We start from the raw sequence: 17,399 nt of genomic DNA on the forward strand, positions 1-17,399 counted from the left end.
TTTTGAAAAAAATACTGTTATTTATGATATTGAGTAGTGTGAGCTTTGGAGTGAGCCTGGACTTTGGTGACGGCGGAAGCAGAAGGGTCCAGCTTTTAGATGGGGGAAGGGTAAGGATAAGTGAAAGCTTTAAGTGGGAAGACCCATCTAAAGAGGTAGTGTTAAAGGACTTTCCAGAGGATATTAGAAGGGAGTCCCTTGTAGTTGAAAATGAGGATATAGGGGATACTGTGTTCTCCATAAGACAGACGGACAAAAAGAGTATAGAGGAGCAATATAGGGGAAGAGAGGTAATCTATAACAATGAAAAATACACCCTTCTCTCCCTGAGTCCACTGATCATTGAAAGAAGGAGGGATGGAAGGGTAGTTATAAATCCACCTTCTCAGATAGAGATGGAGCCTGTGGAGGAGAGTATCCAGAGGAACAGTGTCAGGATAATAGGGGAAAACCCCATGAAGGAGCTAGATCTCAGCTATGAGTATGAGAGTCTCAAGTGGCAGAAGATCCATAACCTAAACCTCGACAGAAGATTTTTAGAGGATATGGTTATATTTAAAAACAGCGGAGAAAGAAGCCTCAGGGACATGGAGCTGACCTATGGAAGGCAGGGAAGGTTTAATCTGAGTTTAGAGCCCCAGGTAGAGAAGAAGGTGGACCTGGCAAAGAAGGATATAGAGGTGGAGAAGTACTACTCCTACAGAAGCAGTGAGGGAGTAAATCACCCGGAGTTAAACCTTAAGGTGACTGGTGCAAAGCTTCCAGAGGGAAGCAGCGTAAGGGTAATAGAGGATGGAAGATATATTGGAAGCATGGTGGCTAAGGAGAGCGATGAATCCCTTGAGTTTGACGGAATAGTAGAAGAGAAAGTGGATATAAAGACCGACACCAAGGAGCTCAGGTTTGGAGAGAAACTGAGAAGAAGGAGTGTAGATATATCCATAAAAAACTACAGAAGCGACACTGCCTTGGTAAGGGTTGTCTACGATGAACTTCCCAAGAGATGGTATGAGATGAAGAGTGATCTTCCCTATGAGATCACAAAGGAGGGAATAGTATTTAATATTCCCATTGGAGCCAACTCCAGAAAAAACTTAAAATTTTCATATATAATGGAGAAAATATAAACTTTTTTAGAAGGTTTTGCGTCATATAAAGTGTTAGTAAGACAAGAGAGGGTAAATAATGGAATTTGATGATATTTTTGAAATGTATTTTCCCAGGGTCTACAATAAGATACTGGGAATGGTTAAAAACCCTGAAGATGCAGAGGATATAGCTCAGGAAGTTTTCGTGAGTGTATATAAAAACCTTAAGAAGTTCAGGAAGGAAAGTAATATCTATACCTGGATATATAGAATTGCTATAAATAAAACTTATGATTTTTTTAGAAAGAATAAGCTGACCTTTGAGCTAAATGAAGAGATATTGGAGCTGGAGGACAACAAGGATGCACATACCAATATTTTATTGGAGGAGCGGCTGAAAACTATAGGTAAGAGGGAAAAGGAGATAATCCTTTTGAAGGATATCTATGGCTATAAGTTCAGGGAGATTGGAAAGCTTAAGGACATGAATCTTTCCACGGTAAAGTCGATCTACTATAAGGGGATAAAAGATATGGGAGGTACACTATGATGGAACCAAAAGACAGGGTGAAATTAAATGTATATAAACGTCTTTTAGATGAAGAAAAGAAGAAGAATAAGAAGCTTGTGGCAGTGGGAGCTTCAATGTTTGTAATAGGTATATTTTCTGATAATGTTTTTCAGATGGCCACAGAGACAGTAGCTCCAACGGAGATGAAGGTAGCCTATCAAAAGGCCACACCGAAAAATTCCAATAGCGACATAGTATGGGAAAGCTTCTTTGAAGGAAATGTAGTGAAGGAGAAAAACCTAGAGCTCAATGCAGAGGATCTTTTTGTAGCAGATCTAGGGATTTAGCAGGGGGAATAGATGAGGAAAAAAATATTGGTGGTTATGGCAATTATCTTCAGTGTATTAGCTATGGGAGCCACCAGACTAGAAAATATTGGTATAATCTACGAAGATGACTTCAGAAGTGTGGGAGTCAGTGAGGAAAACATAGCCAAAGCCAAGGATATAATTCTGGAAGCCAACAGGAGGCATCAGATCCTTATGCTTGAAAGAAAGCAGCTGGAGCTCGAGGTAAATAAGTATATGCTGGAGGGCTCTGAGGAGAACTGGGATAAGATAAGTAATGTCTTCGATAAGCTTGGACAGGTAGAGGCGGAGCTTATGAAAAATAAGCTGAGAAGCCAGGTGGAGATCAGAAACTACATATCTGAAGAGGAGTATCTGAGAGCCAGAGGAGCAGCTGTAAAAAGGCTGGAAGCAAGTCAAAATACCGCCAGTGAAGGTGTGAATATCAGCGATAAAAAATAGAGGATAAATATCCTCTATTTTTAATTTGTAGAGGCTTGTGTTAAATTGATTTTTAAGAGAGCTTATGATATAATTTATAAGTTAAAGTAAAGAAAATGAAGGGAATGAGGCTAAGTGTTCGCGAAATTAGATGAAGTTGTAAAAAAACATGATGAACTTACAGAGTTAATGGGTACTCAAGAGGTAGCGAGTAACCCTAAAAAAATGATGGAGTACAATAAGGCGTTAAACGATATTACTCCAATAGTTGAAAAGTACAAAGAGTATAAAGGATACATGGAAGACCTTGATTTCATCAAGGAAAATATCAAATCTGAAAAAGATCACGATATGAAGGAAATGATGCAGGAGGAGATGAAGGAGATAGAGGCAACTCTTCCAGGAATTGAAGATGAGCTAAAGATACTTCTTCTTCCAAAGGACCCTAACGATGACAAGAACGTAATCATCGAGATCAGAGGTGGAGCAGGAGGAGATGAGGCAGCTCTATTCTCAGCTAACCTATTTAGAATGTTTACAAGATATGCAGAGAGAAACAAGTGGAAGTATGAGGTCATCTCTAAGAGTGAAGCTGGAGTAGGTGGACTAAAGGAGATAGTATTCTCTATCAACGGAGCAGGAGCATACTCTAAGCTAAAGTTTGAATCGGGAGTACACAGAGTACAGAGAGTACCTGAGACTGAATCATCTGGAAGGATCCATACATCTACAGCAACTGTAGCAGTACTTCCTGAGATAGACGATGTAGAACAGGTTGAGTTAAAGAACTCGGATCTTAAAATAGACACATTCAGATCATCTGGAGCAGGTGGACAGCACGTAAATACTACCGACTCAGCAGTAAGAATCACTCACCTTCCTACTGGAATAGTAGTAGAGTGTCAGGATGGAAGATCGCAGCTTAAGAACAAGGAGCAGGCTATGAAAGTACTTGCTGCAAAAATCTATGAGGTTGAGCTTGAAAAGCAGAGATCTGAAGTGGACGGAGCAAGAAAGCTGCAGGTAGGAACAGGGTCTAGATCTGAGAAGATCAGAACTTATAACTATCCACAGGGAAGAGTAACTGATCACAGAATCAAGCTGACTCTTCATAAGCTGGATGCTATCCTGGATGGAGATCTTACTGAGATGATAGATGCACTTATTACCTTCGACCAGGCTGAGCTTCTTCAAAGCGTAGGAGAGTAATGAAGAAATTAATTGATATACTGAATTTCAGTGAGGAGTATTTGAAAAAATACTCCTTTTCAAAACCCAAATTAGAAGCACAGAAGGTGGTGTCCTATGTCCTGAAGCTTGATAGGATAAGTCTATACGCCAACTTTGACAGAAATTTGAGTGAGAATGAGAGAAGCGAGATCAAGGTTCTCCTGAGGGAGATGGCCAGAAAGAGAAGGAACTTTGATGAGCTGGACAGCGTTCACAAGAAGGATGATGCAGAGGCAGCCAGGGAGGCTGAGGACCACAGACTTAAGAACATGGAGATCTTGAAGAAGAGCATAGCCTACCTGGAAGGGAAGGGCGTTGAAAATGCCAGGTTTGAGGCGGAGAGTATATTTGCCCATGTACTGAAGACCGGAAGGATGACCCTGACCCTTAACTTCAAGAGGGAGATAAGGAAGGAAGAGCTGGAAGAGATAAGGGCAATGCTCAAGGAGAGAGCTGTGGATAAGAGACCTCTGGCTTATATCCTAGGAGATGAGGAGTTTTACGGTTATAAGTTTAATGTAGATGAGAGGGTACTTATTCCAAGGTCGGAGACTGAACTTCTTGTAAAGGAGTGTATAGGACTACTCTATGGAGTAGAGGAGCCTGTGATCCTAGATATTGGTATAGGAAGCGGAGCTATATCTATATCCCTTGCCAAGGAGATCGAAAGATCCAAGGTGCTGGGAGTGGATATCAGTGACGGAGCCATAGAGGTAGCTAACTCCAATAAGGAACTCAATGAAGCGGATAACGTAAAGTTTATGAAGTCGGATGTCTTTAGTAATGTAAAGTACACCGAGTTTGACCTAATTGTATCCAACCCTCCATATATTCCCACAAAGGAGTATGTAGAGCTTATGCCTGAAGTTAAGGGGCATGAGCCAAAGATGGCCCTTACAGATAACGGTGACGGATATAAGTTCTATACCCAGATCTCCAATGAATCGGGTAACTACCTTAAATCAGGAGGATATCTGGCCTTTGAAGTGGGATATGATCAGGCTCCCAAGGTCAAGGAACTTATGGAAGAGAATGATTTTGAAAATGTAGTGGTGGTAAGGGATTATCACAATATAGAAAGAATTGTAATAGGTAAGAAGAAGTAAGGAGATGGATCATGTCAACATTGTTATCGGATTATGACTACAATCTTCCAGAGGAACTTATCGGTCAAAAGCCAGCTGAGCCAAGAGATCACTCCAGGCTTATGACTGTGGATAGAAGTCTGAAGAAGATAGAGCATAAGAGGTTTTATAATATAGTGGATTACCTAGAGCCTGGGGATGTTCTTGTGAGAAACTCAACCAAGGTAATACCTGCCAGGATGATAGGAAGAAAGGAAACCGGAGCAGTATTGGAGGTTTTCCTGTTAAAGAGGATAGATATCAACACCTGGGAGTGTATGATAAGACAGGCTAAGAAGCTGAAGCTGGGACAGAAACTTATAATAGGTGAAAACAGTGAGATAGTTGCTACCCTTCTTGAGGTGAAGGAGGACGGAAACAGAGTTCTTTCCTTTGAATATGAGGGGGCCTTTGAGGAGGTTCTAGATAAGCTGGGGCAGATGCCTCTACCTCCCTATATAACTGAGAAGCTATCTAAAAAGGAGAGGTATCAGACTGTGTATGCCAAGAAGGGAGAGTCGGTGGCGGCTCCAACGGCTGGATTACACTTTACTGAGGAACTCCTTAAGAAGATAGAGGAGAAGGGTGTAGAGATAGTAGATGTGTATCTAGAGGTAGGACTGGGGACATTCAGACCTGTGCAGACAGAGAATGTACTGGAGCACAAGATGCACGAGGAAACCTATGAGGTGCCAGAGGAAGCGAGAAAAGTTATAACAAAAGCTAAGGCTGAGGGAAGAAGGGTAATAGCTGTGGGAACCACATCTGTAAGAACTCTGGAATCTGCAGTTAATAGCAGTGGAGAATTAGAAGCTAGAAAGGGTAGCACAGATATATTTATATATCCAGGATATGAATTCAAGGTAGTGGATGCTTTGATTACGAATTTTCACCTGCCAAAATCCACTCTGCTTATGTTAATATCGGCTTTTTCAACAAGAGAGTTTATGATGGAGACCTATAAAAAAGCAGTGGAAGAGGGATATCATTTCTTTAGTTTTGGAGATTCAATGTTTATTTATTAAGAAGAGGTGAAAAGTTTGAGAATAATAGCTGGAACAGCAAAGGGTAAGACGATTAAGTGTAGAAAGGGTACTGAGACGAGACCTACTATGGACAGGGTAAAGGAGTCTCTATTTTCTATCCTTATGCCATATATTGAGGACAGCAGAGTACTAGATCTATTTAGCGGAACTGGAAACATAGCTCTAGAAGCAATCAGCAGAGGAGCTAAGAAGGCCGTTATGATAGAGAAGGACAAGGAAGCTCTTAGAGTAATAATAGAGAATGTTAACAACTTAGGGTTTGAAAACCAGTGCAGAGCTTATAAGAATGAAGTGGAAAGAGCAGTGGAGATCCTAGGTAAGAAAAGGGAGAAGTTTGACATTATCTTCATGGACCCTCCGTATATAGAGGAAGTGTGTACTAAGGTAATAAAGGCTGTGGAAAAAGCCAACCTTCTTGCTGAGGGAGGAATTATTATCTGTGAGCACCATAAGTATGAAGATATGGCAGAGAAGATAGGGGAGTTCAATCAGGTAGATGAGAGAACCTATGGTAAGAAAACCCTTACCTTCTATGCAAGATAGAGAAAAATAAAGTAATAAAAAAAAGACTCCATGAGTCTTTTTTTTATAGCATAAAGTCAATATAATCTATCTTAGTCTCGCTCTTAAGTTCGGAAAACTCGTTTGGAAGAACTTCCTCTGCTCTAAAAGTGTTCACGATAGCTCCCATGATACCTAATCCCATTCTTTTAATTCTAGCCATTTCAGCCTCCTATATAAATAAAAAATAATAATTAAACAATCTTTACGAAGGGATAGTACCATTTAAATAGGAAAGTTACCAATGCAAAAAGTAGATATATTAATTTTTTTTAATATATCTATTTAATAATATGGAGGAATACCCCAGTAATATTAATGTCCTGTTTTGTGATTTCAGACTAAAAATTCAAGAAAAAAAGAAAAAGAGCACTCAGTGCTCTTTTTAATTGAAATTATTAACTTGATTACTTGTTTTGTGCTTCCTTCATCCTTTCAGCCTGGGTCTTACTGTGGTAGTAAGGCTCAAGGTGAACAAGGTCATCTGGAGTCATATCTACAGCCATCTCTGCCATAACAGAAGCTCTAGGAATGGAAAGGGACTTTAGGTTGAAGTATCCTCTCTCTCCAGCCAGTTCCTCCAGTCTCTCTCTATATACTATACTAGCATCTCCAAGGAAGAGAAGGTTATCCTCAGCATACTCCTCTACTACCTTTGTAATCTCCCCATCCTGATACTGAGAGTTTCTTACAACTCTTCCCTCTCTATCGAAGGAGTAGTCGCAGTAGTATACTCTCTCCTTTCTGGCATCGATCATGGAGATGATCCTCTTGTCTGTAGCTCCAGTCATGTGAGCTATGGCATCTAACTCATTGATACCAACTACTGGAATGTTAAGGGAGTAAGCCATACCCTTGGCTGCTCCTACCCCTACTCTGATTCCTGTAAATGATCCCGGACCAACACTTACAGCAATTCTCTCTACATCCTTTATAGTGTAACCAGAAAGCTGAAAGAGGCTGTCTATGGATGTCATTACAGTATCTGAATGATTTAATTTTATATTTAAGTTAACCTCACTGATAAGTCCCTTTTCACTGTGGTACAGTGCAACGGTACCTACCTTGGTAGATGTATTAATTGCTAAGACCAACATAATCTAACAACTCCTTTTCTCTTGCTTTATTTCCAACAAATTCAATGGAAATTTTTCTGCTCTTTTCATCGTGGTGGAAGAGCTTAATCTGTATAAACTCCTTTGGAAGTTCCTCGGCGATAATATCTGCCCACTCGATAAGTACAAGACCACCATTGTGAAGGTAGTCCTCATACCCTACCTCATATACCTCTAGAGGGTCTGAAAGTCTGTATACATCAAAGTGGTATAGAGGGAGACGTCCCCCCAGGTGTTCTAGAACATAGTTGAATGTAGGGCTTTTAATATTACCCTCTATTCCCAGCTCCCTTGCAACGGTTTTTACAAATGTTGTCTTCCCTGTACCTAGGTCACCAATAAGGGCTACAACATCATCAGCTTTTACATAGTCGGACAACCTTACAGCAAGGTGTGTAAGCTCGTCAAAAGAAAGTATCTTTTCCATATTACTCCTCTACTTTTCTAAGATTTTATTTACAACATTTGTAGTAGATTTTCCATCTACTAACATAAGAATTCTAACTTCTCCCCCGTTTCTTTCTACTACCTCTGTCTCAGGAAGATCCTCCTTCTTATAGTCTCCTCCCTTTACGTGGATAGATGGCTTGAGCTCCTCTATGATCTCCACAGGTGTATCCTCTGTAAAGATAACTGTGTAGTCCACTGCTTTTAAACCTGCAAGCATCTCAGCTCTGTCCAGCTCGGAGTTGATAGGTCTTGTAGGGCCCTTAAGTCTTTTAACTGAAGCATCGGAGTTTACTCCAACAACTAAGAAATCTCCCTGCTCCCTTGCCTGCTCTAAGTATCTAAGGTGTCCTACGTGAAGGATATCAAAACAACCATTGGTAAAAACTACCTTCTTTCCCTGAGCTTTTAAACTCTCAATAAGAGTAGCAGCTTCTTCTCTTCCTAAAATTCTATTCATAGTCCAGTTCTCCTAAAATTTATTTTCATACTCATCGATAATTTTAACTACCTCTATAATTATATCAGCAGTGATCCCCCAGATAGTTTCCCCCTCATAGAAGAAGAAGTTTACGCTACGGGGCTTGCTGGTCCAGGGTTTATGATACATATCTGGAAGGTTGAGTTCCCTAGCAGGGAACAGCTTCTCTATCCCATCCTCTATATATTTTGGATGGGATGTGACCCCTATCTTTTCTACCCTGGGCTTGGTGGTTCTGAAGAAATCAACGGGAATAAAGAGGAGCTTCTCTACCTCATCCCTGTTTATCTTAAACTCATCTATATCTTCTATATGTATATGTCCTAAATAGGCTTCTACCAGTACTCCAGTGGGGATGATCATAGTTCCCACCTTTCCGATTACCTCTATCTTCTCCCTGCCTATACCAATCTCCTCTACAGTTTCCCTAAGGGCTGTCTCAAGAAAGGTCTTGTCCCTCTCCTCATACCCTCCTCCTGGGAAGCTGATCTCTCCTCCCTGTCTTATGTGGGGAGATCTTTTCTGGAAGATAAAGTGGGGTATCCCTTCAAGAGTACAAAGGGCAACCAGTACAGAGGAGTTGAAGTATCTCTCTCTCCCGATAATCCTATCCTTATTGTTCACATTCTTCCTAAGTAATTCAAGTAACGGCATATATAACCTCCTAGTGGATTATACCATATACTTCAGGGATAGTTTAAGGGAAAAGATAAAATCTTTAGGTTGTTGAAAAAATATACATATTTTTTTTGAAAGAAATGATTTAAAAGGGTATAATAGGATTGTATAAAATATACAACAAGAATTTTGATAGGGGGTAACTTGATGAGAAAAGTACTGTTAACTGGAGTTTTAGGTCTTAGTTTACTTATGGGGGCATGCACAAGTAAACAAGTGTCTCAAAATGAAGTTAGAAGAGATGTAAAAATTTATGCAGGAAACTTTAATAAGAGTAAAGTAGAAATAGAAGATGGTCAGGTAACAACAGAATATTTCAAGATAAACACTGAATTTCAGAATAAACTAATAAGAGTTGCTATCACCAATACATCGGATGAGGTAATGATTGTAGAGTGGGAAAAATCTGCTTATATTGGGTTAGATGGAAAAGAACAAAAACTTGTAAACATGAGAGGGATGAAAGAGCAATACTATGCAAAAGAAAGAGCAGATTCCTATAGAAGTGGTCAGACAATAATAACAGAATTAGTTCCGGAAAAAAATTTAGAAATATTAGAAGGAGATTCATTAGGGGCTGGAAAAGTTTACATAAAGCATAACCTTTTAGAAAATGAAGAGGTTTTAAATGAACATGCCACGATAAAACTTTCTGTAGTGATAGGAGGAGTGAAAAAAGGAGTAAGAAAAGAGGTTGAAATATATTTCGGAGAGGGAGATATGCCTCAAAGCCTGGGAGATACTCTATATGCAAGAAATGACAGTATGGTAGCTGCACCGGTTATTGCACCGGTAGAGACGGCAGAAACTACTACAGAAGCTGCACCAGTGGCAGTTCAAAAGACAGAGGCTCCGCTGGAGGTAACAGCTCCAGATGCCATGAAGATAAAGGATGAAAATGCCCTTCTTGAGCAGGAGATCAGATCTAAGAACCAGCTTATTCAGGAGTTAAATGAGAGAGCTAGACTGAAGAAGGAACTAGAGGAGAAGCAAAAAGAGATAGATGCTTTAATGCTTCAATTAAACTAATAAGAGTGTCCCAGGCTGGGTTTTCCGCCTGGGACATTTTACTTCCTTGTTTTATCTAGGAGAGATATAGTATAATTACTAATAAAATGCAGGTTATAGATTGAATACTTTAAGATTCAATGGGGTAACTGTAGGATGAGGTGAAGGAAATGGCCAGAGCAAAAAGTTTTGAAGAAAACCTTATGGAAGTGGATGAGATAATTAAAAAGCTTGAAAATGGAGAGCTGGAACTAGCTGATTCACTGAAGGAGTATGAAAAGGCGACTAAGCTGCTGAAAAAATCATCTGAGCTTCTGGAGAAGGCAGAGGGGAAGATAATGAAGGTAGTGGAGGAAGCTGGCGAGATTAAGATAGAGAACTTTGAAGCGGAATAATCGGGGGATTTTATAATGTTGAAGACATATATGATGCAAAAGAGAGAGAAGATAGACGAGGTAATAGGAGAGCACCTGGATAAGCTTAAGTATCCTGCAGTAATAGCAGAGGGGATGAGGTACTCGGTATTAAACGGAGGAAAGAGACTGAGACCGATGCTCCTTCTCATGACCCTTGAGGCACTGGGAGCGGATGAGAGTCTTGGATACTCTACAGCAACAGCCATAGAGATGATACACTCTTATTCCTTGGTACACGATGATCTCCCTGCCCTGGACAACGATGACTACAGGAGGGGAAAGCTCACTACCCATAAGAAGTATGGAGAAGCAGAGGCTATTCTTATAGGGGATGCCCTACTTACCCACTCCTTTAATGTAGTGTCAGCAGGAAATATGCACCTGAGCGGTGATAAGATAGCCAAGCTTGTGGCTCTTACCTCTGAGTATGCTGGGGTAAATGGTATGATAGGGGGACAGATGGTGGATATTGAAAGCGAAGGTAAGGAGATAGAGCTTCCTATTCTTCAGTATATCCATACCCACAAGACGGGTATGATGATAAAACTTCCAGTGGAAGCTGCCTGCATCATAGGAGAAGCAGATGCAGAGACTACAGCTAAGCTGACAGAATACTCGGAGCTCATAGGACTGGCCTTCCAGATAAAGGATGATATCCTGGATGTAGAGGGAGAGTTTGAAAAGCTGGGTAAACCTGTGGGAAGTGATGAGGAGCTTCAAAAATCCACATACCCGCAGATCTTTGGTATGGAAAGAGCCAAGGAGATCCTGGAGGAGAAGATAGATAGAGCCAAGACCGTGGCTGTGGAAGCCCTGGGAGAAGAGAGAGCAGCGATCTTTGTTGAGCTAGCTGACTATATAGGAAAGAGGGATAACTAAGTAAGAGTGTAAAGAGAGGGGGCGAAAGCCCCTTTTTTTGAAAAAATTTGAAAGCGGTGGAAGAGGATGGTTGATTACAGAGGTCTTATAGAGGATATATGGAGTGCCGGAGGGCAGGCTTATCTCGTAGGGGGATGGGTAAGGGATATGCTTCTGGGACGAGACAGTGAAGATATAGACTTGGAGGTTATAGGCCTTCCAAGGGACAGGTTTGAGGAGATACTGAAGGGGTACGGAAAGTACTACAGATGCGGCAGGGCATATGAAATATACATCCTGGGGCACGATATAGAGATATCCTATATAGAGGAAGCAGTGGAGGTCAGGGATGCAGCCAGAAGGAGGGATTTTACCATAAACTCCCTCTACTATAATCCACTGGAGGACAGGGTCTATGACTACTACAATGGAAGGGAGGATATAGAGAGGGGAGTTATAAGGCATGTGGATAAGGTCACCTTTCTGGAGGATCCCCTGAGGATATTGAGGGCAGCTGAGATGGCTTCCAGATTTTCCTTTGATGTGGATCCTGAAACGATGGTGATGATGAGGGAGAATATAGAGGTGTTAAGGGAGGTACCAGGGGAGAGAGTGGCTGAGGAGCTGAGGAAAGTCTACCTTCTCAGCCCCAAACCCAGTATGGCTTTTGAGGTCATGGATGAAAGTGGAGCTCTTGAGATAATCCTTCCCAGGCTTGTAAGGCTAAAGGAGGTAATTCAGGATGAAATCTACCATCCAGAGGGGGATGTGTATACCCATATTCTCATGATGCTGGATGTCCTTCCTGTTAAGAGAAGATCTATGGAGGTATTCTGGGGGATAATCTACCATGATATGGGTAAGGAGGAGACCTGGCCGGAGTTCAGAGGTCATGCCCTAGTATCCAAGGAGATATTCCAGAGAGAAAGCGAAGACCTTGTAAGGGGAAGAACGCTTAGAAGGTGTGTGGAAGCCCTCATAGAGTATCATGAGGAGCCCCTGAAATTTTTAATAGAGGGTTTTGACAGGATAAGGGTGAGAAAGCTGGCTGTGAGGGTGGAGATAGAGAAGCTATTAGACCTCTACCTATGTGATGTTCTTGGTCGTGGAAGGGAGGATAACAGCGAGGAGCTTGAAACAATAGAAAGGATAGGGAAGATCTATACCGAGGTAAGGGAGGAGCTGACTCCTATAATAAGGGGAAGGGACCTCATTGAATGGGGAGTAGAGGATAGGGAAACCTATTCAGAGATTATAGGCATGCTCTTTGAGGCACAACTGGAGGAAAAGTTTTCTACCAAGGAGGGGGCAAAGGCCTTCTACTTAAGCAGGGTTAAGGCTTAGCGTTATTTACAAAGGGTGATAAATGTGTTATATTTATAATCGTAAGAGGATTCTTATTAGGATAATATTTTCAATGGGAGGCAGCTGATGAAAAAGGGATTATACCTGTTTCTTATACTGGCAATGATAGGATGCAGCACCACTACTTCCTATGAGAAGATAGCAAGGGATGGATACAGGGTATCTAAGGCAGATAGCAGATTCCTGGCTAAGGGGAAGAATGGACATTCCTACTATAAATACAACGATGAGGAAGCCAGAGTATTTATGGTGATAGAGAAGAATGTGGCCACCAATGAGCTCAAACCACTTCTAAGCTTTGAATACAGAGGTGAGGACTGGATATACATGGAGAGGGTAAACTTTAGAGGACCTCAAGGGGAAGTAGAGGTAGACTTCCTAAGGGCAAAGTTTCAGGGAGCCCCTGTACAGGAGATTCCCAGAGCCTCTGGTAGTGTTGTAGAAAGGGTACTTGTTCCCGTAGCTGAAGAAAGTTTATCGGAACTGGAAGAGCTTATGAAGGAACAGGATGAAGTTAAAGCAAGATATTCCAGCAGATACAGGGAAAGAAGTGCTGAAATAACATTAACTCCTCAGGAAAAAGAGGGGCTATTAACAATGATAAGATTATATAACAAAGTAAAAGGGGAGAGTATTAATGGCAATTAAGGTAAGAAGCGTAATAACAGCTCACAGAGCGAAGCAGAATCCTGAACTAGGAGGAGCAATAGATATATTAGGGGCATTTGATGAGTTAATCCAGCCTTTATTTCCACTACCAATGCAGAATATGGCTATGGTAATCTCATTTGAGGGAATGGAAAGAAATACTATGTTTGAGATGAGACTAAACGGACCAAATGACGAGCTTATCTCTAAGGGTGAGTTTGGTGTGGCAGTAAGTCCATTTGGAAATGGAAAGAAGATCATCGATATGGAGAAGTTCCTTATTAAGGAAAGAGGAAAGTATTCTATAGATATCTTAGAGAAGGGACCTCAGGGACTAAAGTTTGTACAGAGCTGTGACCTGTTCACAGCAGCGTACCCTCCAAAGAGGATCTTCAAGGAGGGAGAGGTAGAGGCAATCCTTGGAAATGATGAGGTAATAAAGACGATAAAAACTGAGTTCAGACCATTTGGAGCAAAGGAAGCAGTTAGACTGCAGATGAACTTAGATGAGAGCAAGGGAGCCGAGGAGGGACACACACTCTTCCCTGCAAGCAATGAGATAGAGATAGAAGGAACTAAGCATGACCTAACTGGTCTTAGAAGACAGATGGAGTGGATGTTTGGTAGACCAATTCCAAAGCAGGAAGAAGCTAAGGAAAACGAGGAAAAGTAAGTAGCAATTAACCTATAAAAGAGCTGCCCTTGGGCAGTTCTTTTTTTTGAAAATTTAAGGGAGTGGAAAGGAAAAACCCTTGACAGGATATAAAAAAAATTATATAATCTTTTGGTAAAATGTACCTTTCCCACAAAGGACCGTTGCGTTATATTATTATAAATATAACAATATTCGAGGAGGAAACAAAGTGAACAAGTACACAGTAATGCAAAGAAAAGAAGATGTAGTAAGAGATTGGATCCACTACGACGCAGATGGTGTTGTATTAGGAAGACTAGCAGCTGAGATCGCTAAGGATCTTATGGGTAAGAAGAAGGTTACTTTCACTCCACACATCGATGGAGGAGACTTCGTTGTAGTAACAAACATCGAAAAGATCGCAGTAACTGGAAAGAAGCTTACTGATAAGGTATATTATAATCACTCAGGTTACATGGGTGGAATTAGAGAGAGAAGACTTGAAGAAGTTCTAGCTAAGAACCCAGCAGAGGCTCTAATGATGGCAGTTAAGAGAATGCTACCTAAGAACAAGCTAGGAAGACAGCAGCTTACTAGACTTAGAGTATTCGTTGGAGCAGAGCACGCTCATACAGCACAAAAACCTGAGACAAAGGAATTATAATAGGAGGTAGTTGACAGTGGCAGACATGATTCAATATAGAGGAACTGGAAGAAGAAAAACTTCTGTAGCAAGAGTAAGACTTATTCCTGGAGGAACAGGAGTAGAAATAAACGGAAAGGCAATGGCAGAGTACTTTGGTGGAAGAGAGATCCTATCAAAGATCGTTGAGCAGCCATTAGCATTAACTGAGACTACTGAAAAGTTCGCAGTTAAAGTAACTGTAGATGGTGGAGGAAACTCTGGTCAAGCTGGAGCTATCAGACACGGTATCTCAAGAGCACTACTTGCTTCTGATGAGACTTTAAGAAAGGCTCTAAGAGAAGCTGGATTCCTTACTAGAGACTCAAGAATGGTTGAGAGAAAGAAGTACGGAAAGAAGAAAGCAAGAAGATCATCTCAGTTCTCAAAGAGATAATCGAATCCATATGGATTTCAAAGACAGGTATTTTTACCTGTCTTTTTTTTGTTTTTTGTTATTAAAGAAGATATAGAACTCTGAATAGATTTAAGAGTAAATTCATTTTATTTTTTAATGGGAGATAGATTTGATGAAAACAATGAGAGTTATAACAGATTTTGGGGAAGTAACTGAGAATCCCAATAGCGCTGCAGAGAAGGAGTTATTAAAGGTGACCTTTTATTTTTTACAAAGATCTATTTATATGGCATGTTTCGAAGGCTTTATTGCTTCTTTACTATCTTTAATAACTCTAATCATAAGTCTGTAGGCGAAGGCTGGCAGTTTTAAAGGTGATTCGGGATTTAAAAAATCTAGGGACTATAATTGCAGTTGGATAAAACTTTTTTGGATTATCATCAACTGAAGTTGCTAGATGTTTTATTCAATCTTTTTGTCGGTAGTTTTATCAGTAGAAAAATTTAAGCGAAATATAAGTAAGAGCTTCCCTTAAAAAAAATTAAGGTGGAGTAGAAGGGTAGAAGAAATAGTAAAGAAGTGTTTTGTAGTTTGAAAACACACAAACTACAAAAGAGAACAGAAACTCAACTGTAAAGCTGTAGTTTACAAAAAATATGGATTAAGGCTTCCAAAAGGATAAAAGTAGCTTTAAAGATCAGCAAAAATATTGAAAACTTTCTATAAAATAGTTTAAAAAGCCTGTTTTTTTTAGCTTACTTACTGAAAAAAAGTTATTAAAATTTAGTCATGTATTCAAAGGATTGGGTGGATTATATAATTGGAATCGGTTTAATGGGAACGAAAAAGATACAAATTCAAAGAAAAAATGTCATAATTCTCCTTCAAAAATCACCTAACAACAGAAAATTCGTTCTCTTTTCAAAAGAGAACGAATTAGTATTTTGAGTATTTATAATTAGAATTTAAATTCTCTTATAAAAAAATAACACAATAAATAAACTTTAGTTACTTTTTAATAACAGTTATTCTCTATTAGAAAAGAGAATAAATAGTCTCTATTATTTGTGTAAAGAGTGGGTATATAAACAATATATTTCAAAAAAGAATGTCAGTTGAATATACTTAGACTAATGAAGGATTAATTCAAGTTTAACAATGAATAAGGGGAGATTTAATGATGAAAAGATTACTAATTGCATTGGGAGCACTTACACTAGTAAGCTCTGCAGCAGTTGCAGCAGAGGAATTCAAGCCAACTGGATCTGTTAAGCAAGAGATCAAGTGGTATGGAGACAAGGAAGAGGTAGATAGTCAGTATATCAGATTTACTCTAGCAGAAGGTGGAGTAAGATTTACTGAGAACTTCTATGTAGACTACAGAGTAAGAGACTACATCAGATACCACTCAGATGAGGGATCTAACACTAAAGACTTAAGAACAAGACTTTACTATGATCACGGTTATTTAGGGGACACTAAGATCGATGTAAGACAGAGATTTGAGGTAAGAGACAGCCAGGATAAGAACAGATTTACATATACTCCAGAGTTTGATTTTGCAGAGTACTTCGATTTTGCAGATACTTTCAAGTTAAGACCAAGCTTCAGATACCAGGATGACAATAACGCTAACGAAAGTTACAAGCACGTTGGTGCAGACTTCCTTTACTACAAAGAATTTGCAACTGGTAACCACGATCTAGGAGTTGAGTTCAACGTTTATACTAGATTCTATGAGCAGGACTTTGTTTCAGACAACTCAAAGGGAACAGCTGAAGCTGATGCAAAGACTGAGGATTCTAACTTTGCTACAGACGTAGAGTTCTACATCTACTATACTTACAGCCTAGGACAGTACAATGGTATAGACTATGCATTCTACTATGAGTTCGGTCTAGATCCATATACATTCTACGACAGAAAGGTTGATACTGTAGAGGATAAGGTTGTAACTGAGAGCTATGATTCAGAGTGGACAGTTTACAACGACTTCGAGCTTCAGGCATCATACAAGGTTAACGACTCTACATCTATCTACGGAGCAATCGCTGTAGAGCACGCAAACAACGAGGGAAGAGACCAAGCTTCAGACTTCAAATGGCAGCCATATGCATACGTAGGATGGAGAACAAAGTTCTAATTGGAACAAAAAATAGATATTTCAGACACCCTTTAAAAAGGGTGTCTTTTTTTAATTTTAAATTAAAAAAAGATTAAAAAAAATTAATTTTAAACTTTTCTTAAGGGTACATTAATGAAGGCTGCCAAATGTCTCATATACGGTTAAGCTAAATTTAAGCTAATTTTAAAATAGAACGAAAATATTCTATATGTTTTCCTTTAAATATCCATATATCA

22 protein-coding genes are annotated in these 17,399 nt (G+C 39.9%); 17 read left to right on the forward strand and 5 right to left on the reverse strand.

The features are described from left to right. Window positions 1-2: 2 nt before the first annotated feature. The 8 genes from QMG11_RS07870 to rsmD all read left to right on the forward strand — a co-directional run bounded on the left by QMG11_RS07870 (window position 3) and on the right by rsmD (window position 6,330). Window positions 3-1,127 carry a hypothetical protein gene (locus QMG11_RS07870; protein ID WP_281834933.1) on the forward strand — a complete coding sequence of 375 codons (1,125 nt, stop codon included), beginning with the start codon at window positions 3-5 and terminating at the stop codon, window positions 1,125-1,127. A 58-nt stretch (window positions 1,128-1,185) separates the two neighbouring features. Then, a complete protein-coding gene (locus tag QMG11_RS07875) occupies window positions 1,186-1,638 on the forward strand; it encodes an RNA polymerase sigma factor (RefSeq protein WP_281834937.1) in 453 nt (150 codons plus the stop codon). After that, a complete protein-coding gene (locus tag QMG11_RS07880; protein ID WP_281834939.1) occupies window positions 1,635-1,946 on the forward strand; it encodes a hypothetical protein in 312 nt (103 codons plus the stop codon). Before QMG11_RS07875 ends, QMG11_RS07880 begins: the two co-directional genes overlap by 4 nt. A 12-nt stretch (window positions 1,947-1,958) precedes the next feature. After that, window positions 1,959-2,408 (forward strand): hypothetical protein, encoded by a 450-nt coding sequence (locus QMG11_RS07885; RefSeq protein ID WP_281834940.1) that lies wholly within the window; start codon window positions 1,959-1,961, stop codon window positions 2,406-2,408. A gap of 114 nt (window positions 2,409-2,522) precedes the next feature. After that, window positions 2,523-3,596 carry a peptide chain release factor 1 gene (prfA, locus tag QMG11_RS07890; RefSeq protein WP_281834941.1) on the forward strand — a complete coding sequence of 358 codons (1,074 nt, stop codon included), beginning with the start codon at window positions 2,523-2,525 and terminating at the stop codon, window positions 3,594-3,596. Continuing rightward, window positions 3,596-4,723 (forward strand): peptide chain release factor N(5)-glutamine methyltransferase, encoded by a 1,128-nt coding sequence (gene prmC / locus QMG11_RS07895; RefSeq protein ID WP_281834946.1) that lies wholly within the window; start codon window positions 3,596-3,598, stop codon window positions 4,721-4,723. Before prfA ends, prmC begins: the two co-directional genes overlap by 1 nt. 11 nt (window positions 4,724-4,734) lie before the next feature. Then, window positions 4,735-5,766, forward strand: a complete 1,032-nt coding sequence (gene queA / locus QMG11_RS07900; protein WP_281834947.1) for a tRNA preQ1(34) S-adenosylmethionine ribosyltransferase-isomerase QueA — start codon at window positions 4,735-4,737, stop codon at window positions 5,764-5,766. A 15-nt stretch (window positions 5,767-5,781) separates the two neighbouring features. Next, window positions 5,782-6,330 carry a 16S rRNA (guanine(966)-N(2))-methyltransferase RsmD gene (gene rsmD, locus QMG11_RS07905; RefSeq protein WP_281834949.1) on the forward strand — a complete coding sequence of 183 codons (549 nt, stop codon included), beginning with the start codon at window positions 5,782-5,784 and terminating at the stop codon, window positions 6,328-6,330. A gap of 43 nt (window positions 6,331-6,373) precedes the next feature. On the opposite strand, the gene QMG11_RS07910 is transcribed toward rsmD, so the two are convergent. From QMG11_RS07910 to QMG11_RS07930, 5 genes are all read right to left on the reverse strand, one after another. Next, the gene (locus tag QMG11_RS07910) at window positions 6,374-6,511 is read right to left on the reverse strand and encodes a hypothetical protein (RefSeq protein WP_281834951.1); all 138 of its coding nucleotides are present in this window, start codon (window positions 6,509-6,511) and stop codon (window positions 6,374-6,376) included. A gap of 244 nt (window positions 6,512-6,755) precedes the next feature. Continuing rightward, on the reverse strand, window positions 6,756-7,445 hold the full coding sequence (gene tsaB, locus QMG11_RS07915) for a tRNA (adenosine(37)-N6)-threonylcarbamoyltransferase complex dimerization subunit type 1 TsaB (protein ID WP_281834952.1): 690 nt from the start codon (window positions 7,443-7,445) through the stop codon (window positions 6,756-6,758). After that, window positions 7,426-7,890 (reverse strand): tRNA (adenosine(37)-N6)-threonylcarbamoyltransferase complex ATPase subunit type 1 TsaE, encoded by a 465-nt coding sequence (tsaE, locus tag QMG11_RS07920; protein ID WP_281834954.1) that lies wholly within the window; start codon window positions 7,888-7,890, stop codon window positions 7,426-7,428. Before tsaE ends, tsaB begins: the two co-directional genes overlap by 20 nt. A 9-nt stretch (window positions 7,891-7,899) precedes the next feature. Then, window positions 7,900-8,370, reverse strand: coding sequence for a D-glycero-beta-D-manno-heptose 1-phosphate adenylyltransferase (rfaE2, locus tag QMG11_RS07925; RefSeq protein ID WP_281834955.1), 471 nt, complete (start codon window positions 8,368-8,370; stop codon window positions 7,900-7,902). 12 nt (window positions 8,371-8,382) lie between these two features. Further along, on the reverse strand, window positions 8,383-9,045 hold the full coding sequence (locus tag QMG11_RS07930; protein WP_281834956.1) for an NUDIX hydrolase: 663 nt from the start codon (window positions 9,043-9,045) through the stop codon (window positions 8,383-8,385). 171 nt (window positions 9,046-9,216) lie between these two features. Between QMG11_RS07930 and QMG11_RS07935 the strand changes: the two genes are divergently transcribed. The 9 genes from QMG11_RS07935 (at window position 9,217) to QMG11_RS07975 (ending at window position 17,181) form a co-directional block, all read left to right on the forward strand. Continuing rightward, window positions 9,217-10,098, forward strand: a complete 882-nt coding sequence (locus QMG11_RS07935; RefSeq protein ID WP_281834959.1) for a hypothetical protein — start codon at window positions 9,217-9,219, stop codon at window positions 10,096-10,098. A 149-nt stretch (window positions 10,099-10,247) separates the two neighbouring features. Further along, complete coding sequence (gene xseB / locus QMG11_RS07940) at window positions 10,248-10,472, forward strand: exodeoxyribonuclease VII small subunit (protein ID WP_281834961.1); 225 nt, start codon at window positions 10,248-10,250, stop codon at window positions 10,470-10,472. Window positions 10,473-10,487: 15 nt separating this feature from the next. Continuing rightward, window positions 10,488-11,372 (forward strand): polyprenyl synthetase family protein, encoded by an 885-nt coding sequence (locus tag QMG11_RS07945; RefSeq protein ID WP_281834963.1) that lies wholly within the window; start codon window positions 10,488-10,490, stop codon window positions 11,370-11,372. A gap of 66 nt (window positions 11,373-11,438) precedes the next feature. Next, the gene (locus tag QMG11_RS07950; RefSeq protein ID WP_281834965.1) at window positions 11,439-12,695 is read left to right on the forward strand and encodes a CCA tRNA nucleotidyltransferase; all 1,257 of its coding nucleotides are present in this window, start codon (window positions 11,439-11,441) and stop codon (window positions 12,693-12,695) included. A gap of 87 nt (window positions 12,696-12,782) precedes the next feature. Next, complete coding sequence (locus tag QMG11_RS07955; protein WP_281834967.1) at window positions 12,783-13,364, forward strand: hypothetical protein; 582 nt, start codon at window positions 12,783-12,785, stop codon at window positions 13,362-13,364. Further along, complete coding sequence (locus tag QMG11_RS07960; RefSeq protein ID WP_281835148.1) at window positions 13,360-14,037, forward strand: DUF6941 family protein; 678 nt, start codon at window positions 13,360-13,362, stop codon at window positions 14,035-14,037. The genes QMG11_RS07955 and QMG11_RS07960 overlap by 5 nt, the downstream gene beginning before the upstream one ends. Window positions 14,038-14,227: 190 nt before the next feature. Continuing rightward, entirely contained in the window at window positions 14,228-14,662 is a 435-nt protein-coding gene (gene rplM, locus QMG11_RS07965) for a 50S ribosomal protein L13 (protein WP_281834968.1), read from the forward strand. Between the two features lie 16 nt (window positions 14,663-14,678). Next, the gene (rpsI, locus tag QMG11_RS07970) at window positions 14,679-15,077 is read left to right on the forward strand and encodes a 30S ribosomal protein S9 (RefSeq protein ID WP_309302086.1); all 399 of its coding nucleotides are present in this window, start codon (window positions 14,679-14,681) and stop codon (window positions 15,075-15,077) included. Between the two features lie 1,141 nt (window positions 15,078-16,218). After that, entirely contained in the window at window positions 16,219-17,181 is a 963-nt protein-coding gene (locus QMG11_RS07975) for a FomA family porin-like outer membrane protein (RefSeq protein WP_281834969.1), read from the forward strand. Window positions 17,182-17,399 lie beyond the last annotated feature (218 nt).

The sequence above is a fragment of the Propionigenium maris DSM 9537 genome (assembly GCF_027925155.1).
Lineage (GTDB): Bacteria > Fusobacteriota > Fusobacteriia > Fusobacteriales > Fusobacteriaceae > Propionigenium > Propionigenium maris.